23 protein-coding genes and 3 tRNA genes are annotated in these 20,863 nt (G+C 70.8%); 13 read left to right on the top strand and 13 right to left on the bottom strand.

Annotated elements, in window-relative coordinates; genetic code table 11:
- Positions 1-73: 73 nt before the first annotated feature.
- The 3 genes from rpiA to ADL15_RS44075 form a co-directional block, all read right to left on the bottom strand.
- A complete protein-coding gene (gene rpiA, locus ADL15_RS44085) occupies positions 74-775 on the bottom strand; it encodes a ribose 5-phosphate isomerase A (protein ID WP_067705414.1) in 702 nt (233 codons plus the stop codon).
- A gap of 80 nt (positions 776-855) precedes the next feature.
- Positions 856-1,146, bottom strand: a complete 291-nt coding sequence (locus ADL15_RS44080) for a hypothetical protein (protein ID WP_373873104.1) — start codon at positions 1,144-1,146, stop codon at positions 856-858.
- A 307-nt stretch (positions 1,147-1,453) separates the two neighbouring features.
- Positions 1,454-2,677: a GNAT family N-acetyltransferase gene (locus ADL15_RS44075; RefSeq protein ID WP_067705412.1), complete on the bottom strand. Its 1,224-nt coding sequence runs from the start codon at positions 2,675-2,677 to the stop codon at positions 1,454-1,456.
- A gap of 101 nt (positions 2,678-2,778) precedes the next feature.
- Here ADL15_RS44075 and ADL15_RS44070 point away from each other — a divergent pair, with 101 nt between their 5' ends.
- Positions 2,779-3,477, top strand: a complete 699-nt coding sequence (locus ADL15_RS44070) for a DNA-directed RNA polymerase II (protein ID WP_067705410.1) — start codon at positions 2,779-2,781, stop codon at positions 3,475-3,477.
- Positions 3,478-3,486: 9 nt separating this feature from the next.
- Here ADL15_RS44070 and ADL15_RS44065 read toward each other — a convergent pair whose 3' ends face one another.
- From ADL15_RS44065 to ADL15_RS44035, 8 genes are all read right to left on the bottom strand, one after another.
- On the bottom strand, positions 3,487-3,858 hold the full coding sequence (locus ADL15_RS44065; protein WP_067705407.1) for an AtzH-like domain-containing protein: 372 nt from the start codon (positions 3,856-3,858) through the stop codon (positions 3,487-3,489).
- 54 nt (positions 3,859-3,912) lie between these two features.
- Positions 3,913-5,499 (bottom strand): SulP family inorganic anion transporter, encoded by a 1,587-nt coding sequence (locus ADL15_RS44060; RefSeq protein WP_067705405.1) that lies wholly within the window; start codon positions 5,497-5,499, stop codon positions 3,913-3,915.
- Positions 5,496-6,152 (bottom strand): cysteine hydrolase family protein, encoded by a 657-nt coding sequence (locus tag ADL15_RS44055; protein WP_067705403.1) that lies wholly within the window; start codon positions 6,150-6,152, stop codon positions 5,496-5,498. Before ADL15_RS44055 ends, ADL15_RS44060 begins: the two co-directional genes overlap by 4 nt.
- 3 nt (positions 6,153-6,155) lie before the next feature.
- Positions 6,156-6,848 carry a biuret amidohydrolase gene (gene biuH, locus ADL15_RS44050; RefSeq protein ID WP_067705400.1) on the bottom strand — a complete coding sequence of 231 codons (693 nt, stop codon included), beginning with the start codon at positions 6,846-6,848 and terminating at the stop codon, positions 6,156-6,158.
- Between the two features lie 127 nt (positions 6,849-6,975).
- Positions 6,976-7,614: a GntR family transcriptional regulator gene (locus tag ADL15_RS44045; protein WP_067705397.1), complete on the bottom strand. Its 639-nt coding sequence runs from the start codon at positions 7,612-7,614 to the stop codon at positions 6,976-6,978.
- Between the two features lie 26 nt (positions 7,615-7,640).
- Complete coding sequence (locus ADL15_RS53670; protein WP_157441974.1) at positions 7,641-7,778, bottom strand: hypothetical protein; 138 nt, start codon at positions 7,776-7,778, stop codon at positions 7,641-7,643.
- Between the two features lie 60 nt (positions 7,779-7,838).
- A complete protein-coding gene (locus tag ADL15_RS44040; RefSeq protein ID WP_067705395.1) occupies positions 7,839-8,345 on the bottom strand; it encodes an SRPBCC domain-containing protein in 507 nt (168 codons plus the stop codon).
- A complete protein-coding gene (locus tag ADL15_RS44035; protein WP_067705394.1) occupies positions 8,342-8,662 on the bottom strand; it encodes an ArsR/SmtB family transcription factor in 321 nt (106 codons plus the stop codon). The genes ADL15_RS44040 and ADL15_RS44035 overlap by 4 nt, the downstream gene beginning before the upstream one ends.
- Before the next feature lie 82 nt (positions 8,663-8,744).
- On the opposite strand from ADL15_RS44035, the gene ADL15_RS44030 reads away from it, so the two are divergent.
- From ADL15_RS44030 to ADL15_RS44010, 5 genes are all read left to right on the top strand, one after another.
- A tRNA-OTHER gene (locus ADL15_RS44030) sits at positions 8,745-8,820 on the top strand.
- A 33-nt stretch (positions 8,821-8,853) separates the two neighbouring features.
- Positions 8,854-9,960, top strand: coding sequence for a leucine-rich repeat domain-containing protein (locus ADL15_RS44025; protein WP_067705392.1), 1,107 nt, complete (start codon positions 8,854-8,856; stop codon positions 9,958-9,960).
- Positions 9,957-11,534 carry an ankyrin repeat domain-containing protein gene (locus ADL15_RS44020; protein ID WP_067705390.1) on the top strand — a complete coding sequence of 526 codons (1,578 nt, stop codon included), beginning with the start codon at positions 9,957-9,959 and terminating at the stop codon, positions 11,532-11,534. The genes ADL15_RS44025 and ADL15_RS44020 overlap by 4 nt, the downstream gene beginning before the upstream one ends.
- A complete protein-coding gene (locus ADL15_RS44015) occupies positions 11,531-12,709 on the top strand; it encodes an AAA family ATPase (protein ID WP_067705388.1) in 1,179 nt (392 codons plus the stop codon). The genes ADL15_RS44020 and ADL15_RS44015 overlap by 4 nt, the downstream gene beginning before the upstream one ends.
- Positions 12,699-13,871: a vWA domain-containing protein gene (locus ADL15_RS44010; RefSeq protein WP_083972493.1), complete on the top strand. Its 1,173-nt coding sequence runs from the start codon at positions 12,699-12,701 to the stop codon at positions 13,869-13,871. Before ADL15_RS44015 ends, ADL15_RS44010 begins: the two co-directional genes overlap by 11 nt.
- 76 nt (positions 13,872-13,947) lie before the next feature.
- On the opposite strand, the gene ADL15_RS44005 is transcribed toward ADL15_RS44010, so the two are convergent.
- Positions 13,948-14,018, bottom strand: a tRNA-Gly gene (locus tag ADL15_RS44005).
- Between the two features lie 129 nt (positions 14,019-14,147).
- On the opposite strand from ADL15_RS44005, the gene ADL15_RS44000 reads away from it, so the two are divergent.
- The 7 genes from ADL15_RS44000 to ADL15_RS43970 all read left to right on the top strand — a co-directional run bounded on the left by ADL15_RS44000 (position 14,148) and on the right by ADL15_RS43970 (position 20,114).
- Positions 14,148-14,221: transfer RNA gene (locus ADL15_RS44000), tRNA-Pro, on the top strand.
- Between the two features lie 36 nt (positions 14,222-14,257).
- Positions 14,258-15,607, top strand: a complete 1,350-nt coding sequence (tig, locus tag ADL15_RS43995) for a trigger factor (protein ID WP_067705386.1) — start codon at positions 14,258-14,260, stop codon at positions 15,605-15,607.
- A 208-nt stretch (positions 15,608-15,815) separates the two neighbouring features.
- Positions 15,816-16,451 (top strand): ClpP family protease, encoded by a 636-nt coding sequence (locus tag ADL15_RS43990; RefSeq protein WP_067705384.1) that lies wholly within the window; start codon positions 15,816-15,818, stop codon positions 16,449-16,451.
- 11 nt (positions 16,452-16,462) lie between these two features.
- Positions 16,463-17,125 carry an ATP-dependent Clp protease proteolytic subunit gene (locus ADL15_RS43985; RefSeq protein WP_067705382.1) on the top strand — a complete coding sequence of 221 codons (663 nt, stop codon included), beginning with the start codon at positions 16,463-16,465 and terminating at the stop codon, positions 17,123-17,125.
- Between the two features lie 213 nt (positions 17,126-17,338).
- Positions 17,339-18,628, top strand: a complete 1,290-nt coding sequence (gene clpX, locus ADL15_RS43980; RefSeq protein WP_067705380.1) for an ATP-dependent Clp protease ATP-binding subunit ClpX — start codon at positions 17,339-17,341, stop codon at positions 18,626-18,628.
- A gap of 80 nt (positions 18,629-18,708) precedes the next feature.
- Positions 18,709-19,272 carry a GNAT family N-acetyltransferase gene (locus tag ADL15_RS43975; protein ID WP_232344926.1) on the top strand — a complete coding sequence of 188 codons (564 nt, stop codon included), beginning with the start codon at positions 18,709-18,711 and terminating at the stop codon, positions 19,270-19,272.
- A gap of 47 nt (positions 19,273-19,319) precedes the next feature.
- Positions 19,320-20,114 (top strand): carbon-nitrogen hydrolase family protein, encoded by a 795-nt coding sequence (locus ADL15_RS43970; RefSeq protein WP_067705376.1) that lies wholly within the window; start codon positions 19,320-19,322, stop codon positions 20,112-20,114.
- A 16-nt stretch (positions 20,115-20,130) separates the two neighbouring features.
- On the opposite strand, the gene ADL15_RS43965 is transcribed toward ADL15_RS43970, so the two are convergent.
- Complete coding sequence (locus tag ADL15_RS43965; RefSeq protein WP_067705374.1) at positions 20,131-20,346, bottom strand: hypothetical protein; 216 nt, start codon at positions 20,344-20,346, stop codon at positions 20,131-20,133.
- Positions 20,347-20,863 lie beyond the last annotated feature (517 nt).

The following is a 20,863-nucleotide window of genomic DNA, read 5'->3' as shown; positions in this document are numbered from 1 at the left end:
CCTCAACCGCCTTGAGGCAGCCGTGAGCACCAGCCGGGGAGTGGACCTGGCCGGCTGAGATCAGCCGGCCAGATCAGCCGGCCAGGATCAGCTCGAAGTCGTAGCCGAAGAACAGGCCGGTCTCCACCACGCCGGGCATCTGCTTGAGCCGGGTGTGCGCGTCCTCGCCGATCTCGCTGAACCGCAGGTCCAGGGTCAGGTTGCCGCGCTCGGTGATCACCGGGCCGTCCTTGCCGCCGGCGGCGCGCAGGGTGACCTCCTCCAGACCGGGGAAGCCCTCGAGCTTCTCGAAGGTCAGGCTGAGCGCGGCCGGGTCGATCTCCACCGGCGCCGCGAAGTTCTGCCCGAGCCGGTCCACGATCTTGGACTGGTCGACCACGATGAACGCCTTCGGCGCCGCGGACATCATCAGCTTCTCCTGGTAGAGCGCACCGCCCCGGCCCTTGATCAGCCGCTTGTGGTCGTCGACCTCGTCGGCGCCGTCGAAGCACCAGTCCGGGCGGGCGTCGTTCAGCGTGGTGATCCGCAGACCGAGCGCGGAGCAGGCGTTCGCCACCTCGATCGAGGTCGGGATCGCGGTGAAGGAGAGGCCCTCCTTCTCGGCGCGCGTGGCGAGGGCCTGCAGGGTGAGGAAGCTCGTCGAACCGGAGCCGATCCCGACCGTCTGCCCGTCCTGAAGCTCGGCCGCGAGCTGCGCGGCGGCCTCCCGCTTGGCTTCCTCGTTCTTGATGACACCTGACCAGGTCAGGCCATTGGGGCGGTTCTTCCACTGCATGGGCTAGTCAACCGTTTCCAGGATCCTGCGGCCGGTGGTCCACCACATCGTAGTGTCCGGGCATTGTGGTCGCGCAGCTTCTACCGGCGTGGCAACTCCTCGCGCGGCAGCCAGTTGCGCCGCACGATCACCAGGTCCCGGTCGGCGGCGGCCAGGTCCTCGTCACTCGGCCGCGCGGCGTCCCGGGCCCGGAGTGCGGCTCCGACGCTGACCTGCGACGACCCGGATCCGACGAGGCCGCGCAGGCCACGTTCGACCTCGCGGTCCTCGGTGTTGCCGCCGCCGTTGCCGGCGGTCCGCTTCGGCGGTGGCGGTCCGGCGGGCCGCACCGGCCGGGCGGGCGCCGACGCGGGCGGCGCGGGCACCGGCACACCCGGGCCGGCCGGCGCGGCCGGGATCGGCACTGCCGGGCCGGTGGGCGCGGTGGGGACGGGTGCCGCCGGGCTGGTGGGCGCGGTCGGGATCGGTGCACGAGGGACCGGCGTCGCCGGGGGAGCCGGGGGAGGCGTGGGCACCGGCGCCTGGGCCGCCGGGACGTCGTCCGCGCCCGAGGAGGCACCCGAGGAGATGCCCGAAGAGGCGCTCGAGGAGGCACCCGAGGACGCGTCCGAGGAGGGACGGACACGCCGCCGGCGGCGTTCGGGCTCAGCCATGATCTGACGGTACCCGCCCGTCCGCTCAGAAGACCTCGGTCACGCTCGGCGGGCGGTGCCAGCCGAACGCCGCACTCGGATCATTGTCGGACAGCTGGTGGACACGTCCGGCCGCCCCGAGGGTGGCCAGCGAGGTGCCACCCAGGTAGGCCGCGCCGAGATCGGTCACCGCGCAGGCCAGGTCGGCCGGGCCACCGGTCCGGACGCAGGTCGCACCGTCCGGCCCGCCGGTCAGCCGCCAGCGCCCGGCGTTCGCCGGCAGGATCGGGTCGTCGACCTCGAGCACCACGTCGACAGCGGTCAGGTAGCGCCGGGCGGCCAGCGCGGCGGGCACGTCCACCAGCCGGACGAAGAGCGCGTCCATCTTCCGGGCGCCCAGCCGCCGCGGCTCGTCCACCAGGAACTGCAGCGGCTCGTCGACGGCGCCCAGCTTGTAGGACACGGTCCGGGTCAGGTCGATGCCGAGCAGGAAGCGCCAGAGCGCCTGGTACGTCACCGGATCACCGGCGACCACCTCACCCACCTGCACCTCGCCGTCCGGGCCGTGGTCGGTCCAGCCGCCCTTGACCCGCCAGAGCGCGTACCCGGCCGGGCCGGTGGGTCCGTCCAGGAGCACCGCGTGCTGCCGGGTGGCGCCGTCGCGCTGGTCCTTCGGGTCGGCCAGGACGTACCGCCACCAGTTGTCGTCGCGGTCGGACCAGCCGACCCGGCCGGGGCGCACCCGGTCGTACACCTGGCGGAGCTCGCCGAGCAGGTCGGCCGGCGATCCCATCCGCAGCCGGGCGGGCGGGCCGGGCGGCGGGGCGGGCAGCCGGACCTCCTGGTTCATGATCGAGAACTTGTGGCGGAAGGCGGCCGGGCCGTACCCGAACCGGGGGTAGATCGAGGTCTCGCTGGCCCACAGCACGGCGAGCGGCTCCCGCCCGGCCTCGGCGATGTCGATCAGCTGGCGGTGCATCAGCGCGGTCAGCAGGCCGCGCCGCCGGTGCGTGGGCCGGACCCCGACGCTGGAGATGTGCGCGGCCGGCAGCTCACCGCCGGGCACGGCCAGGCGGCGGCTGAACGCGAGCGCGTGCCCGGCCATCAGCCCGGCGTCGTCGGCGACCAGGGACCGCTCCGGTTCGAAGATCGCCTCCTCGGCGTCCCGCGCCTCGTCCTCGAACTCGTCGTGGAACACCAGGCCCAGAAGGTCCCAGACCGCCGGGAAATCCTCGGCCGTGCCCTGCCGGAGTCGTATCGCGGAATCCATGGAGCTTGTGTAACGGACTGCCGTGTCGCGGGCCACCTATTTGCGGCGTCGTTACTCTCGAAGGCAGGTGGCTGATCAGCCACCTGATCGAGAGGGGAATCATGCCGGAGCAACCGCAGTGGTCGGAGCGGACGCTCGACATGCCGCCGCAGGACCCGTGGGCGGAGCCGCCGACGCAGCCCGCACCCGCCGTTCCGCGGTCCGGCGAGCCGCCGCGTGTCCAGACGCCGAACCACCCGCCCACCCGGGTGCAGGCGCCGGAGCACCAGCACACCCAGGTCCAGACGCCGCACGCGCCGACCTCGCCGGCGCCGCAGAACGCGCCGCAGTCGCCGTTCAGCCAGGGCCGGGCCCAGGTCACGCCGCGCGCGCCGCAGCAGCACGACAACACCGCCCAGCACGAGCCGACCGGCACCGGCTGGCCCGGAGCCGACGCGCCCCGCCCGCAGCACAGCCTCGGCTGGCACGTCCGCCAGCTGCGCCGCGGCGGCGAGTGGAGCACCGCCGCGGTGCTGTTCACGTTCGTCTGCTGGGGCATCTGGGCGCTCTCCGGCGGCGGCTCACTGACCACCCCGGTGGTGGTGTTCGTGGTGACGCTGCTGGTGGCCGCGGGTGTCTTCGCGCTCGCCCGGCTGGTCGGCCGGACGGTGCTGGAGCGGCAGATGGGCCGCACCCGGCACACCGCCCGGGGCTCGCACATGGTGGTGGGCGTGTTCCTGGTCGGCGCCGGGTTCACCTTCCTGCAGCAGACCGCCTGGGTGATGGACGCGGTGAACTGGGTGAAGAGCCTGTTCGTCTGACCCGGCGGCTCACGTGCGGGGTTCGGAGACGTGCGCGGTGACGATGCGCCAGCCCTCGGGCCGGCGCACCCACGCCTGCGTCTGCCGGCCCAGCACGTCCGAGCCGGGGTAGCCGAACAGGGTGGTGACGACCGCGGTGCTCAGGCCGTACGAAATGATCTGGGTCTCCTTGAGGGCGCGGCCCGGCGGCAACGGGCCTTGCGCGCGCCGCCACCTCTCCTGTTCTTCGATGCCGACCTGTTGATCGGCGATGCCGAAGCGGACCGCCTCCGGTGCGAAAAAGCTCAGGATCTTCTCGACGTCGTTCGCCACGAGCGCCCGCTCATAGGCCTCGAAGGCCGCGGTGACCTCGGCGATCACCTCGGGCCGGTCGCGCTCCATGCGATGTCCTCTCGTCCGATGACGGCCCGGCGGGCAGCCGGGCCGTCCACGCGGTCAGGCTGCCGGTACGGTCTCGCGGCCGGCCGGCGCCTCCTCCGGGTCCTCACCGGGCTCCGGGACGCGCGGTGCGGGCCGGGTCAGCGCGAAGAGCACGCAGACCACGGTCAGGAACAGGTAGCCGAGTGCGACCTGCCCGTTCGCGTTGAACTGCACCTTCGGGGCGTGGATCAGGCCGACGAAGGTGAGCGCCGCACCGGTCCCGGCGAAGATCGCGGCGTGCCAGAAACGCTTGTCGATGATGAACACCACGATCGCGCCGAGCACCAGACCGGCCAGGATGGCGCCCTCGCCGAGCGTCTTGAGCCCGTCGTAGACCACACCGGCGCCGGTCAGCGCGTCGTTGCCGACCTGTGCCGCGGTGGTGCCGGCCGCGGCGAGCGCGTTGTCCATCTGCCCGGTGGCCCACTGGGCGATGTTCGGCACCAGCGCGGCGACCACCGCGGCGGCGTGCGCCCGGGGCGTCGCCTGGAACGCCTGCGCCCCGATCAGCAGGCCGATGTAGAGCAGGATCGGCACGATCGCGGCGGTCGGGAAGATCGCGCCGAGCAGTCCGAATAGGCCGAAGAAGCAGAGCAGCGCGATCACCACGCCGGTGGCCATCGAGTACCCGGTGCGGCCGCCGGCCGCCTTCCAGCCCGGGTGACCGACGTAGACGGCCGGCGGGAACGGTGAGCCGAGGCACGAGCCGATCACCGCGCCGGCCCCGTCGGCCAGCAGCACGCTGCGCAGGTTGTACCGGTCGCCGGCGGTGGCCGCGCTCTCCACGTTGGTCATCGCCTCGGTGAAGTTGTAGACACCCAGCGGGATCGCGGTGGCCAGCAGCGGCGCCATGTCGGTCAGGCCGTCGATCAGCAGGTCGAACTTCAGGTGCGGGAAGGCGAACGCGATGTCCTTCGCGGCGGCGGTCACGTCCGGCACGCTCATCACCCCGCCGATCCAGCCGATCGCGGTGCCGGCCAGCAGCGCGACCAGGCCGATCGGCAGGTTGAACGGCAGTTTCACGTCGGTGAGCAGGCCGACCAGCAGCAGCCCGAAGACCGGCAGGGCGATCCAGGCGGCCTTCCACATGTTGCCGGCCGGGTTCATCGAGATGAAGGTGATCGAGATGCCGGCCAGGGTGCCGAGCAGCGCGGCCCGCGGCGTGTACTTGCGGATGTACGGCCCGACGAACGCGCCGATCAGCACGATCACGCCGATGATGAACGCCCAGGCGATGCCGGCCGTCCACGCCTTCACCGGGTCCTTGGTGGTCAGGTAGATCGGCAGCATGATCACGAAGATCACGATGAACATGTGCGGGACGCTCGGCCCGTACGGCATCGCCGTGACGTCGGTGCGGTTCTCCCGCACGGCCAGCTTGCGAGCCAGGTACGTGTAGTAGACGTTGCCGCCGACCAGGGCGATGCCGAGCGCCGGCAGGATCACCCCGAACACGTCACCGGCCGGCAACTTGATCACGCCGAGGCAGAGACCGGTCAGGGTGAGTACGTTGACCAGGACGTTGACGCCGAAGCCGAAGAAGGCGTTGGTGTCGCCGCGGACCCAGTAGGCAGGTTTCACCGCGCTGTTGGCAGGTGTCATCGCGTGATCTCCTCGATCAGGGCGGACGATTCCGCGACCCAGCCGAAGATCCCGCCCTGTGCGGCGATCATCTGCAGGCCGACGCGCTGGAACTCGGGGAAGTAGGAGCCGACACAGTCGGCGAGCACCAGGCACTCGTAGCCGCGGTCGTTCGCCTCGCGGACCGTGGTGTGCACGCAGACCTCGGTGGTCACCCCGGTGACGACCAGGGAGGTGATGCCGTCGTTCTCGAGGATCTTGGCGAGATCGGTGGCGTAGAACGCGCCCTTGCCGGGCTTGTCGACGACGTCCTCGCCCTCGACGGGTGCGAGTTCGTCGATGATGTCGTGGCCGTACTCGCCACGGATCAGGACCCGGCCGAAGCGACCCGCCTGGCCGATCATCGGCCCGCGCCGGAGCTTGGCCGGCGGGCAGTCGGACAGGTCGGGCAGGTGGCCCTCGCGGGTGTGGATGACCTTCCACCCGGCCGCTCGCCAGGCTGCCAGCAGCGCGGCCAGCGGCTCGATGGTGCGCCGCAGCTGCGCGACGTCGTTGCCCAGGCTCTCGCCGAAGCCGCCGGGGAGCAGGAAGTCGCGCTGCATGTCGATGACCAGCAGCGCGGTGCTGGTCTTTTCCAGCGTGAACGGGGTGGGTGATGCCTCAACGGTCGGCACGGCTCAGACCTCCGTCGCGGCGATGACGTCGTCGGACGTCGCCACGCAGCCGAAGACGCCGCCCTGCATGGTGACCATGTGCAGCGCCGCGACGTGGTTGCCCGGGTCGGTGGCGCCGGTGCAGTCGCTCAGGATCAGGCACTCGTAGCCGCGGTCGTTCGCCTCGCGCATCGTGGTGTGCACGCAGACGTCGGTGGTGATGCCGGTCAGGATCAGATGGGTGATCCCGTGGGTGCGCAGCACCAGGTCGAGGTTGGTGGCGTAGAACGCGCCCTTGCCGGGCTTGTCGACGATCACCTCGCCGGGCGCCGGCGCGACCTCGGGCACGATCTCCCAGCCCGGCTCGCCCTTGATCAGGATGCGGCCGCACGGGCCCGGGCCGCCGATCTCGGCGCCGATCCGGGCCGAGCGCCAGCGCTTGTTGGCCGGCAGGTCGGACAGGTCCGGGTCGTGGCCCTCGCGGGTGTGGATGACGAGCATGCCCAGGTCGCGGACGTGCTGGAGCAGTTTGGCGGTGGCCGGGAGCCCGGCGCGGGTGAGCTCGATGTCGTAGCCCATCGCGTCGACGTAGCCGCCCGGCCCGCAGAAGTCGGTCTGCCAGTCGATGCAGAGCAGCGCGGTGCGGTCCACCGGTACCGCGCCGTCGTAGGGCCAGGGGTAGGGGTCGGCCGGCACCGGCCCGATCGTCGCAGTCATGACTGTCGTCCCTTCGACGGCCTGCTGTCAGAAAGCCATGCCGTCGATTGTCGACAGTTCTGTTTCGAGGGATCCCACGTCGTGTAACGGGGTGATTTCCCGGAGTGATCTAGCGGTTCAGCGTTTGTCAGCGCGTCAGGTAGGTGCGAGCCCCGTGCGCGCTCAACGCGGTCAGGATCTCGGTGGCGTCGCCCCGCTCGACCGCGGCGAAGAGCCGCTCGTGGCGCAGCACCCCGTCCTCGGCCCGGGCCACCTCGGCCTCGCGGCGCATGTTCACCGCCATGTAGAGCTGGATCTTCACGAGGACCGTCTCGTAGAGCGCGGTGAGCTGACGGTTGCCGCTGAGCGCGACCACCTCGACGTGGAAGCGGCGGTGCGCGTTGGCCAGCTCCAGCCGGTCGTCCTGATCGGTCGCCGCCCGGATGACGTCCAGCGCGGAGCGCAGCCCGGCCAGATCGGCGCCGGTGGGCCGGCTGGTGACGGCGTGGCGTTCCAGGATGTCGCGGATCTCGTACAGCTCGCCCACGTCGGCGTCGGAGAGGGTCGCCACCCGCGCGCCGCGCCGCGGGATGTGCTCGACCAGGCCCTGCTCGGCCAGCAGTCGCATGGCCTCGCGCAGCGGCGCCCGGCTGATGCCGAGCCGCTTGGTCAACTGCTCCTCGACCAGCCGCTCACCCGGGTCGGTGCGCCCGCTCAGGATGTCGCGCCGCAACCGGTCGACGGCGAGCTCGACGAGACTGTACGCCGCCAACTCCCCGTCACTCACGCGGTCAAGTCTGTCAGCCGCGGCTCTCACCCACTGTGGCGGCCGTGCTGCTCGGGCTCGTCCCGCTCGTCGAGCGCGCGCCGCCTGTCCCGCCGGGCCAGCCAGATCGCCGTGCCGCTCATCGACATGCCCAGCCCGAGAACGGCGAACCAGAACACGGCCATGGGTCGGACGCTAGCAAAATCGGACGGTGGGAGCGGTCCCGCCAGGACCGCTCCGCCCGGTTACTTGCCGGCCAGGATCGAGCCGGTCTCCAGTAGCGACTTGAGGTCGCTGAGGACCCAGGCCCAGCCGCCGCCACCCTCGGCGCCGGCGTCCGGGTTGCCCTGCACCATGGCCGCGTGCGCCGGGGCGCCGGTCAGCTCGTGCGTGATGGTGACCCGGCAGACGCCCGGCCCGGAGTCCTCGATGTCCCAGGTCAGCGTGGTGTACGGCTCGGCCGCGGTGCCCGGGTCCATCAGCATCTTCCAGGTCTGCACCAGCCGGCGCGGCGCGTCCGCCTCGAGCACCTCGCCCTCGACGACGATGTCGGCCATCTCGAACCCGTGCGCCTTCGCGTAGTCCTTCATCTCCGGGCTGGCGACCGCCTGGTACTGGCCGCCCTTCTGCAGGTCGTAGGTCTGCGGGGTGCCGTAGCCGTAGCGCTTGTTCCACTCCGGGTCGGTGAGCGCCTCCCAGATCTTCTCCGGAGTCGCCTTGATCCAGATGCGGAACACCTTGGTGTCGCTCATGACTCTTCCTCCAGCGTGTGCTTGAGATCGATGAGAGTGGTGATCTGGTGCTCGGTGTACTTGTCGATCCACCGGTCGTGGATCTGGCGGATCGGCACCGGGTTGAGGAAGTGCAACTTCTCCCGGCCCGATCGGCGGGTGACGACGAGTCCCGCCTCCTCGAGCACCCGCAGGTGCTTGGCGACGCCGAAGCGCGTCATCGCCAGCTCGGACTCCAGCTCGGTGAGCGTGCGGCCGTCCCGGACGAAGAGCAGGTCGAGCAGGAAGCGACGGCTCGGGTCGGCCAGGGCCTTGAACACCCGATCGTCGTCGGTCATGACGCTAAGTTATGTGACCAACGGGTCACCTGTCAACGAGGGTCCGAGAATGTCGTACCACTCCCGTAGGCTCCGCCGCGGCGAAGTCGTAGCGCAGAGGTCGTCGCGCCTTGGCATCGAGCAGGAGGACGCCGGTTCGAATCCGGCCGGCTTCGCCACCTGGACCTTTTCGTTCGGTGGGATGGTGGCCGATGGACGAGACCCCCGCCGTGCGGTGCCCGGCGATCAGTGACCCGGAGAGCGGCCTGGCTGCACCGGCCGACTTCGACGGGCTGCTGCGCCGGCTCGCGTCACCCGAACCGGTGGTCGCGGTCGAGGAGTTCGCCCGCGGGCTGGTCCGTCCGGACGGCCGGGTCGATCTCTGCAAGCAGGGCGTCGGCCCGGAGCAGGCGACCCGGCTGGTCCGGACCGCGGTCGCCTCACCGCACGCGACCCATTTGTTATTGGGTACGAACGGACTCGGCACCCCGGGCGTCCAGGCGGTCGCCGACGCGCTCGTCCCCGGCCACGGTCTCAGCACCGTCTATCTCGGCTGCAACCGGATCGACGCGGAGGGCGCGGCCGCGCTCGCCGACCGGCTCCGCACCGACCGGGACGTGCGCGCCCTCTGGCTCAAGCGCAACCCGATCGGCGACGCCGGGGTGGCCCGGCTGGCCGCGGCGCTGGCCGGCAACACCACGCTGCGCACCCTCGACCTGGTCAACACCGGGCTCACCGCGGCCGGGCTGGAGCACCTGGCCGACGCGCTGGCCGCCCGCCCGCCGGTGATGCAGCGGCTGTTCCTGGGCGCCAACGGGCTGCGCGCCGCGGCGGTGCCGGTGCTGCTGCGACTGGTCCGCGACGGCGGCGTCCGCGAGCTCTACCTCGCGGTCAACCACCTCGGCGACGACGGCGCGGCCGCGCTCGCCGAGGGCCTGGCCGGCCTCGGCATGACGCTCGGGCTGGGCGGCAACGGGATCACCGACGTGGCGCCGCTGGCCGCGAATCTGCGCGACTGGGTCGCCCTCGACCTGGCCCGGCCGCCGTCCGAGCGGGCCCTCGGCGGCCGGCCCAACGAGGTCGGCGACACCGGTGCCGCGCTGCTGGCCGCCGCGCTGCCGGGCAGCACCCTGCGCCGTCTCGACCTGCGGTTCACCGGCGTGACCGGCCGGGGCGCGCGGGTGCTGCTGGCCGCCGCCGGGCAGCTGGAGCACCTCGGCCTCAACGGCGGGGTGCCCCGGCGGATGCGCCGGCAGTCACCCCGCTCGGTGACACCGCCGCACACCGACCTCGGCGCGATCGCGAGCGTGTACCGATGAGCCTGGCCGAGTGGGAGCGGATCCGGCGGTACGCCGTACCGGCCCGGATGATCACGGAGTGCACCGCGGCCCGGGAGCGCGGCGACTGGGCGGCGGCCTGCGCGGCCGGCGACGTCGACGTCACCTTCGACGCCGCGTCGCTCGCCGAGCGGTTCGGCCCCGATGGCGCGGCCACGCTGCTCGGCATGCTCGCCGGGTTCGCGCCCGACCTGCTGCGCTGGCACCTGCCCCGGGCCCTCGGCGGTTATTCGACGCTGGCCACCGACGTGCTCTATCTGCTGGCACCGGACGGCCCGGTCGACCTCGAGACGGTGCTGCTCACGGTCCGCAGCCCGCAGTCGGTGCTGGGCTCGCAACGGCTCACCCTCGGCACCGGCCGGCTCGCCGACCTGCTGCCGGTGGACGCGGAACACCTGCCGGTGCCACCGATCCGGCTGGCACCGCACCACTGGGACGCCCGGCGGGCCGGTGAGCTGCGCGCCACGGTGAGCGGGCCTGCTCTGACCGCGGCCGGGGTCGAGGGGCCGCGCACGCCCACCGACCTGCTCGAGGCCTGGCACGCTGCCGGCCTGCCGATCAGCCACGAGGAGGCCGTTCGGCTGTTCACCGACGATCATTTCCGGCTGATCGATCCGTACGCCCTGGTGGCCGAGGCCCGGCGGGTCGCCGCCCAGTTCGGCGAGCGGACCCTGACGCTGACCGGCTGGCTGGACCGCCGCCAGATCCTGCGCCTGGGCGTCGACGGCGACGTGGTGACGGCCACAGCTCAGCAGGTGACCTGGGACGGCTACACGGAGGTGCGCCGCCTTCCGCACCTGTCGCCCCGCCTGCTGCGCTTCCCACCCGATCTCGACCTGGTCCGGCACGGCCGGCTCCCGGCCGGCGCGCTGCACCCGCTGATCCGCTCGGCGCTGTTCCCCGGCACCCCGGCCGCCCCGCCGGCTGAGCCGGCCGACCGGGCGGTGTTCACCCGGGTCCGCTGCCACGGGGAGTGGCACGTGATCGACCACCGGGACGGGCGGCTCCACCTGCCCGCGCACACCGCCGCCGAGGCGCAGCGGGAACGCGCCCTGCGCGCGTTCGGCGGCCCGGTGTCCGGCTGCTTCGCCGCGGCGCAGGCCTGGACCGGGATGTCCGGCCGGCTCCCGAAACGGCTGCGCGACCACCGGCGGGACCTGTGGCTGCGGATGGTGCACGGCGGCACCCGGGTGGTCCTCGAGCTGCTCGACGGCGGGATGGACCCGGGTGTCCGGGACGGCCGCGGGCGCACGCTGCTGCACCGGTTGCGCTCGTTCGACCACACCCGCCTGCTGCCCCGGCTCCTCGAGGCCGGTCTGAACGTCAACGACCGGGACAAGGAGGGCAGCACCCCGCTCTACCTCGCGGTGGTCAACCTCTGGCCGCCCGAGCTGATCATCGCGCTGGTCGACGCCGGCGCCGACCCGCGGATGCCCAACCAGGACGACGTGTCGGTGCTCGACTACCTCGACGACATGCTGGCCTACCTCGAGCCGAAGGACCAGCGCGGCCCGGCGTTCCACGCCGCGGTCGAGTATCTGAAGGAGCACGCATGACAACCGGGCTGGACGCCGCCGACGAGCTGCTGAGCCGGATCCGCACCACCCGGACCGAGCCGGCCACCGACCAGCGGGTGGCCGCCCTGGCCCTGGTCGTCGCCGCGAACCTGCCGGTGCTGCTCTGGGGTGAGCCGGGCATCGGCAAGTCGGCGACGCTCACCCAGCTCGCCGAGGGGCTCGGCGCGCCGATGGAGACCGTGATCGCCAGCGTGCACGAGCCGTCCGACTTCGCCGGCCTGCCGATCGTCGGCGACGACCCGGCGGTCCAGGGCGTGCCGATGGCGCCACCCGACTGGGCGGTCCGGCTGTCCCGGGCCGGCCGCGGCATCCTGTTCTTCGACGAGCTGTCCTCGGCGCCGCCCGCCGTGCAGGCCGCCCTGCTCCGGGTGGTGCTGGAACGCCGGGTGGGCAGCCTGACCCTGCCACCGGCGGTGCGGATCGTCGCGGCCGCGAACCCGCCGGCCAGCGCCGCGGACGGCTGGCACCTCAGCCCGCCGCTGGCCAACCGCTTCGTCCACCTGCATTGGACGTACGACCCCCGGGTGGTCGCCCGGGGCCTGGCCGGGGTCTGGCCGCAGGTGGACGTGCCGGCCATCGTCCCGGCTCGCGCGGCCGGTGCGCTGGCCCGCGCCCGGGGCGTGATCGCCGGGTTCCTCACCGCCCGGCCCGGCCTGACCCATCACCTGCCGTCCGACGCCGAGGCCCGCGGTGGCGCCTGGCCCTCGCCGCGCACCTGGGACATGGCCCTGCGCCTGCTGGTCTTCCATTTCTGTACGGACACCGGCCGGGACGCGCTGACCACCGCACTGATCGGCGCGGTCGGTGACGGTGCGGGACTGGAGCTGGCGACGTATCTGCACGAGCTCGACCTGCCCGACCCGGAGCGGGTGCTGGCCGACCCGGAGGCGTTCGCGCTGCCCGACCGCGGGGACCGGCAACTCGCCTTCCTCACCGCCGTGGTGGCCGCGATCGAGGCGTCGGTGACCCGGGAACGCTGGGAGGCCGGCTGGGTGGTGCTGGCGAAAGCGGTCGACGCCGGTGTGCCGGACGTGGCCGCCCGGGCCGCGTTCGACCTGGCCCGTATGCGGCAACCGGCGTGGCCGGTGCCGCCCGCGATCGACGCGTTCGTCGAGGTGCTCAGTGCGTCCGGGATGTTGACCGGTGGCGCCTGAGCACCGCGAGCTGGACCGGACGAAGTTGCTCGGCGCGCGGCTGCGGGCGGCGGGGGAGCAGCCCTACCTGGCTTCCGCGCTCTACAGCCTGACCGTGGTGCCGACCACCGCGGTGTCCACGATGGCCGTCGACCGGCACTGGCGCTGCTACGTCTCACCGGAGTTCGTCGACGCCATCCCGGTCGCCGCGCTCGCCGCGGTCTGGGTCCACGAGGTGGCCCATCTGCTGCGTGACCATCACGGCCGGGCCGAGCTGGTCCCGCCGGCGTTGCGCCGCGACCACCACCGGATCAACATCGCCCAGGACTGCGAGATCAACGACGACATCGCCGGGCTGCCGGCCGGTGCGCTGCGACCGGCGACGTTCGACCTGCCGCCCGGCCGGTTGTTCGAGGAGTACCTGCCGTCGATCCCGCCCACCCCGCACCACCCGCAGTGCGGCTCCGGCGCGCACGGGCAGCCGATGCCGTGGGAGTCCGCGGACGCGCCCCAGGTCAGCGTGGTCGAGGCGGCCGCGATCCGGCGGCAGACCGCGCAGGCCGTCAAGGCCCGGGCGACCGGCCGCGGCAGCGTGCCGGCCGGGTGGCGGCGCTGGGCCGACGAGATCCTGGAACCGGTGGTGGACTGGCGGCGGGCGCTGGCCGGCGCGGTCCGGGAGGCGGCGTCCTGGGCGTCCGGCGCTGTCGACTACACCTACCAGCGGCCGTCCCGCCGGGGCGCGGCCGTGCCCGGGGTGGTGCTGCCCCGCCTGCGCCGCCCGATGGCCCGGGTCGCGGTGGTGGTCGACACGTCCGGCTCGATGGGCGACGGTGAGCTGCGGGTGGTGCTCGCCGAGCTGGCCGGCGTGCTGCGCACCGTCGGCATCGGCCGGGAGCGGGTCGCGGTGCTGTCCTGCGACGCGGATGTCCACACCGTCCGGCGGGTCGCGGCCATCGGCGAGGTGGTGCTGGAGGGTGGCGGCGGCACCGACATGCGGGTCGGTATCGAGCACGCTTTACGCGCCCAGCTGAAACCGAACATCGTGGTGGTGTTCACCGACGGGGAGACACCGTGGCCGGAGAAGGCACCCGGACAGGCCCGGGTGGTGGCCGGCCTGGTGGGCCGCAACCCGCCGGCGCCACCGCCCTGGATCGAGTCGATCCGGATTCCCGAGGGCCTGTGAAACACCCTGGACAACCCCGTGAAACACCCCGGAAAAGCAGTCAGCCCAGCTCTGTGAGCTGGGCTGATGCGTTTTGAGCGGGCGACGAGAATCGAACTCGCGTAGTCAGTTTGGAAGACTGAAGCTCTACCATTGAGCTACGCCCGCAAGGCCCCGGAATCCCGAGGTCTTGGGCACAGCTTACTGAATCACCCACCGTCTGTGCGAACCGGATTCCCCCGCAGGTGACTCCAGCGCACACACGAGTAAGCAGACCGCATACACTGGCCGACGCCACGGGGTGTGGCGCAGCTTGGTAGCGCACTCGCTTTGGGAGCGAGGGGCCGTGGGTTCAAATCCCGCCACCCCGACTGATTTCAACTACCCGCGCAACAAGGAGTACGCCTGTGAAGAGCACCGTCGAGACTCTGAGCCCGACTCGGGTGAAGCTCGCCATCGAGGTGCCGTTCGACGAGCTCAAGCCGAGCCTGCAGAAGGCGTACCGGGAGATCGGCGCGCAGGTTCAGGTGCCGGGCTTCCGTCGTGGCAAGGTCCCGTCCGCGGTTGTGGACCAGCGTGTCGGCCGTGGAGCGGTCCTGAACGAGGCCGTTCAGGAGGCGATTCCGCAGCAGATCCTCGCCGCGGTCCAGGAGCACGACGTCAAGACGCTGGGTCGCCCCGAGGTCGAGATCACCGAGTTCGCCGACAACGCGCCGCTGAAGTTCACGGCCGAGGTCGACGTCCGTCCCGAGATCACCGTCCCGGAGCTGGCCGGCATCACCGTCGAGGTCCCGGCTGTCGCGATCGGCGACAACGAGATCGATGAGCAGATCAACGGCCTGCGCGAGCGGTTCGCCACGCTGAAGACCGTCGAGCGCGCCGCGGCCGAGGGGGACTACGTCCAGCTCGACCTGAACGCCACCGTCGACGGCGAAGAGGTGCCGGGTGGCTCGGCCACCAACATCTCCCACGAGGTCGGCAGCAAGCAGCTGCTCCCCGGTCTGGACGAGGTGCTGGTCGGCCTGTCCGCCGGCGACGAGACCACCTTCACCACCCAGCTCGTCGGCGGCGACTTCGCCGGCAACGATGCCGAGGTGAAGGTCATCGTCCGGACCGTCAAGGACAAGCAGCTCCCCGAGATCGACGACGAGTTCGCCCAGCTGGCGAGCGAGTTCGACACCCTGGAGGAGCTGCGCGGCGACCTGCGCGAGCGGCTCACCAAGGCCAAGAAGGTCGAGCAGATCTACGCGGCCCGCGACGAGGCTCTCAAGCAGCTCGTCCAGGCCGCCGAGATCCCGGCTCCGGAAGGCGTCGTCAAGGACGAGGTCGAGGGCCGCAAGCAGGCGATGACCGATCAGCTCGAGAAGATCGGCGCTTCCCTGCAGGACTACCTCGCCTCCGAGGACAAGACCGAGGAGCAGATCGACCAGGAGCTGACCGAGGCCGCCGAAGAGGGCGTGCGGATCCAGCTGCTGCTCGACACCATCGCTGACGCCGAGGACGTCCAGGTCAGCGACGACGAGTTCGGTCACGAGATCGTGCACCGGGCGCAGCGCGCCCAGATGCAGCCGCAGCAGTACTACGACCAGCTGGTCCGGTCGGGCGCCGCGGCGGCCGTCTTCGGTGACGTGCGCCGGGGCAAGGCCCTCGCGTCGGTCATGGAGCAGGTCACGATGAAGGACAGCGACGGCAACACGCTCTCCCTGGACGACCTGCGGGCCGCCAGCGAGGACGAGCACGCGGGTCACAACCACTGACCTGAGACAGGCATGCACCGGCCACCGCGCACCGCTCACGGTGCGCGGTGGCCGGTGCCGTTTCAGGCGTACGTCCGGGGCCGGTGCGCTGTCAGCGAACACCTGCCCGAGCGGGAAGCTGTTGCGCATCCGACCGGTTAGGTTGGTCGTACGACGGACAACCGGCCGGCCGGACACCGGCCGACACAGCAAGCTGTGAAGGGCTGCCATGACCGATCTCCACACTCCCGACGGGCCCGTGTCGCGGCGCGGCGCCTCCACCCTGAGTGGCAACCTCGACGACTCGGTCTTCAACCGCCTGCTGCGTGAGCGGATCATCTTCCTCGGCAGCGAGGTCTCCGATGCGGTCGCCAACCGTATCTGTGCGCAGCTGCTGCTGCTCTCCGCGGAGGACCCGGAGGCGGACATCCACCTGTGGATCAACTCGCCCGGCGGCTCGGTCTACTCGGGCATGGCCATCTACGACACGATGCAGTTCATCGACAACGACGTGTCCACCGTCGCGATGGGCATGGCCGCCTCGATGGGGCAGTTCCTGCTCTGCGCGGGCGCGGCCGGCAAGCGGTATGCCCTGCCGCACGCCCGCATCATGATGCACCAGCCCTCCGGCGGGATGGGCGGCACCGCCGCGGACATCGCCATCCAGGCGGAGCAGATGCTGTACACCAAGCGCATGTTCCAGGAGCGGATCGCGTTTCACACCGGTCAGACCCAGGAGCAGATCGCCGAAGACTTCGACCGCGACCGCTGGTTCACGGCAGACGCGGCGAAGGACTACGGCTTCATCGACAAGGTGATCACCGGGGCCGCGCAGGTCCCGGACGGTGCCGGAACGCTGAACTGAGGAGCTGAACCATGACCGACCTTTCCATGCCTCCCGGGTTCGCTCCGGTGCACAACCGCTATGTGCTGCCCTCGTTCTCCGAGCGCACCTCGTGGGGCATCAAGGAGTCGAACCCGTACAACAAGATGTTCGAGGACCGGATCATCTTCCTCGGCGTTCAGGTGGACGACGCGTCGGCCAACGACGTGATGGCCCAGCTGCTGACGCTGGAGAGCACCGACCCGGACCGCGACATCACGATGTACATCAACTCGCCCGGTGGCTCGTTCACCGCCATGACGGCGATCTACGACACCATGCAGTATGTCCGTCCCGACATCAGCACGGTCTGCCTGGGCCAGGCGGCCAGCGCGGCCGCGGTGCTGCTGGCGGCCGGTACGCCGGGCAAGCGGATGGCGCTCCCGCACTCGCGGATCATCATCCACCAGCCGGCCACCGAGGGCGGCTACGGCCAGGGCTCGGACATCGAGATCCAGGCCCGCGAGATCATGCGGATGCGGACCCAGCTCGAGGAGATGCTGGCCCGTCACTCCGGCCAGACCGTCGAGAAGGTCCGCAAGGACATCGACCGCGACAAGATCATGACCGCGGCGGAGACCAAGGAGTACGGCCTGGTCGACACGGTCCTGGTCAGCCGTAAGAAGAGCCTGCAGGCCGTCGGCTCCGGCAGCTGACGTACGCGCTGTCAGGGGCCTGGCCGGTCCGACTAGACTGGCCGGTCCCTGACACGCCCGTTTTGGGGGGTCGGAGAACAGCCCCTTTGCGGGTAACGTCGAGCCAGCATCCTCAGTTACGCGGGTCGGCAGACGATGAGATGGCAACGAGGCAATCAGTCCTCGGAAACGGACTGGCTGGTGGCCGGTCGTTGAGCGGCAGGGAGAACGTAGGTGGCACGGATCGGTGACGGCGGCGACCTACTCAAGTGCTCCTTCTGTGGGAAGTCGCAGAAGCAGGTCAAAAAGCTCATCGCGGGCCCAGGGGTCTACATCTGCGATGAGTGCATTGATCTCTGCAACGAGATCATTGAGGAGGAGTTGGCCGAGACCGGCGAGGTGAAGTGGGAAGAGCTTCCCAAGCCGATGGAGATCTGCCAGTTCCTGGACACCTACGTGGTGGGCCAGGAGCAGGCGAAGAAGGCTCTCGCTGTCGCGGTCTACAACCACTACAAGCGGATCCAGGCCGAGTCGAGCGGCGCTCCCGGCGGCGGTAGCGACGTCGAGGTGGCCAAGTCCAACATCATGCTCATCGGCCCCACCGGCTGCGGCAAGACGCACCTCGCGCAGACCCTGGCGCGGATGCTGAACGTGCCGTTCGCCATCGCGGACGCCACGGCGCTCACCGAAGCCGGCTATGTCGGCGAGGACGTCGAGAACATCCTGCTCAAGCTGATCCAGGCGGCTGACTACGACGTCAAGCGCGCCGAGCAGGGCATCATCTACATCGACGAGGTCGACAAGATCGCTCGGAAGAGCGAGAACCCGTCGATCACCCGGGACGTCTCCGGCGAGGGCGTGCAGCAGGCCCTGCTGAAGATCCTCGAGGGCACGGTGGCGAACGTTCCGCCGCAGGGCGGCCGTAAGCACCCGCACCAGGAGTTCATCCAGATCGACACGACGAACGTGCTGTTCATCGTGGGTGGCGCGTTCGCCGGGCTGGACCGGATCATCGAACAGCGCGTCGGCCAGAGCGGGGTCGGCTTCGGCGCCCGGCTGCGGTCGATCTCGGAGCGGAACACCGACGACATCTTCAGCAAGGTGATGCCCGAGGACATGCTGAAGTTCGGCCTGATCCCCGAGTTCATCGGTCGTCTCCCCGTGATCACCACGGTCCGCAACCTCGACCGCGAAGCCCTCATCAAGATCCTCACCGAACCCCGCAACGCCTACGTCAAGCAGTACCAGCGTCTCTTCGAGCTGGACGGCGTGGAGCTGGAGTTCGACGAGGGCGCCTTGGAGGCGATCGCCGACCAGGCCATGCTCCGCGGCACCGGCGCTCGTGGCCTCCGCGCCATCATGGAAGAGGTCCTCCTCTCCGTGATGTACGAGGTGCCCAGCAACCCGGACGCGGCCCGCGTGGTGATCAACCGTGCGGTGGTGCTGGAGAACGTGAATCCGACAATCGTCCCGCGCGAGTTCGTCGGCCGTCGCCGGCACGCCCGTGAGGAGAAGTCGGCCTGACCGGTTCTCGCGATCTGGCGAGCATCCTCGTCGGCATCGAACACGGCGACCGGCACGTGCCGGATCCGTGGCTTGAGATCGTGCCACCACCGTCGCCCGACCGGGCGGCGGTGGTGTCGTTTCCGGGCCACATCGTCGTCGCCGCCGACGTCGAGCCCGCCTGGGCGGAGAAACTCGCCGGTGAGGATTTCGCCGCCCCCAGCGGGCCGCGTTTCCTCACCGCGCTGGAGGACCGGTTCGAACTGTGCGCCGGCGCCCTCGACGTGTCGTTGCTGGCGACCCCGCTGCCGGGTGACCCGCCGCTCCGGCTCACTCCCCTCGACACCAGTTCTCATCCCCGTGCCCTGCGCGCCCACCGCTACCGTGCCGACGTCCGGGTGTGGGAGTCCGAGCACGGCTTGCTGATCGTCGGGCGCGGGCTTGCCGGGCGCTGGGAGGTCGCCTTCGAGGTGGATCCCGCGGCGCAGGGGAGGGGCCATGGCCGCCTGCTGGCCACGGCGGCCCGGCACCTGATCCCGGAGGCCCGCCCGATCTGGGCGCAGTGCGCTCCGGGCAACGCAGCCAGCCTGCGCACGCTGTTGAACGCCGGCTACCACCCGGTCGGCTCCGAGGTGCTGCTGATGCCGGCCGAGGTCGGCTGGTAGACGCTGGTCGGTGACCGGGGGCCGGCTGACGACGTACGCTCGCATCTATGCGCGTCGCCGTCTGCCAGCTGAACTCTCGCGAAGACCGTGCCCACAATCTCTCCGTCGCCCGCTCGTTGCTCGAGCGTGCCGCCGCAGGCGGCGCCGAGCTCGCGGTCCTGCCGGAGTACGTGGATTTCCTCGGTCGCGCGGCCGACGCGCCGAAACCCGAGCCGGTCGACGGCGAGTTCGCCGAGTTCTTCGCCGCGGCCGCTCGCGAGCTGGGCATCTGGGTGCACGCCGGCTCGTTCCACGAGACCGGTCCGGATGACACCCGCACCTTCAACACCACGCTGGTGTTCCGGCCCGACGGTTCGCTCGCCGCGACCTATCGCAAGATCCATCTGTACGACGTGGAGATCGCCGGCCGCGTCTCCTACCAGGAGTCGCGCACCGTGGCACCGGGGGAGCAGACGGTCGTCACCGAGATCGGTGGGGTGCCGACCGGGCTGAGCATCTGTTACGACCTGAGGTTCCCCGAGTTGTACCGGCGACTGGCGGTGGCCGGCGCGCGGATCCTGGTGGTGCCCGCGGCGTTCATGCTGCACACCGGGCGGGACCACTGGGAGGTGCTGCTCCGGGCCCGGGCTATCGAGAACCAGTGTTACGTGCTGGCCGCCGGTCAGATCGGTGACCACGAGCCGGGGCGGACCTGCTTCGGCCGCAGCATGATCATCGACCCGTGGGGCACCGTGCTCGCTCAGGCGCCGGACGCCGAGGGGATCACCGTCGCCGACCTGGACCTGGGCCGGCTGGAGACGATCCGGGAAGAGTTGCCGAGCCTGGCGAACCGTCGTCTGTGAGCGAATGTATCCGGGGTCACAGAGTCTGGATCAGGTAACTCACCACGGCGAGTCCGACCACCGCGGACCCGACCAGGAGCAGCGCGCCGCCCATTCGGGTGGGGCCGCGCAGGAACAGCTTCCGGACCGAGACAACGACGGTGACCAGCACAAGTACGCCGATCACCAGCTGCCAGAGCGGCACCAGCAAGCCGAGAAACGCGTCGACCGCCAGCGTCTCGGATGCGTCCATGAGGCCACTCTGTCACGGTTTCCTTTCGCTGTGTGCCACCGTGCGACAGGCAATGCGCACGGTCATCGATTTGCGGTCCGGGCGATCAGTCAAGTAATTTCTTCTCTGCAAGCGAGATACCGGTACGGACAGCCACGAAAGTGACAATCCGGATCGCGGCCTCGGGAGCAACTGGAGCGAGCTAGGCTTGCTGCAGAGCCGGGCGGAGCGGCGCGGATCCAGAACATTGGATTTGCCACCGCGACACCGACCGGGTAGAGTGACTCAGCCAGCAGGAGCCGGGCAAGACGAAAGTCGGCCGGTCTGCGTGAGCCACTTTTCACAGACTCTCCGCCTCGAGCGGATGTCGGTGTGGAGAAACTGGGCGAGGCCGATCAGATCCCCGGATTTGGTCGAGCGGAAACGACCAGGTAATGTTGAACGAGTGCCCCGGGGAACGGGCCGCGAGAGCGGAACGTTTGAAGGTGTGCGGTTGTTCTTTGAGAACTCAACAGGGTGCTTGATAAGCCAGTGCCAA

The organism is Actinoplanes awajinensis subsp. mycoplanecinus (assembly GCF_001509495.1).
Lineage (GTDB): Bacteria > Actinomycetota > Actinomycetes > Mycobacteriales > Micromonosporaceae > Actinoplanes > Actinoplanes palleronii.
Note: the sequence above shows the minus strand (reverse complement) of the source record. Positions and strands in the feature narration are given on the sequence as shown.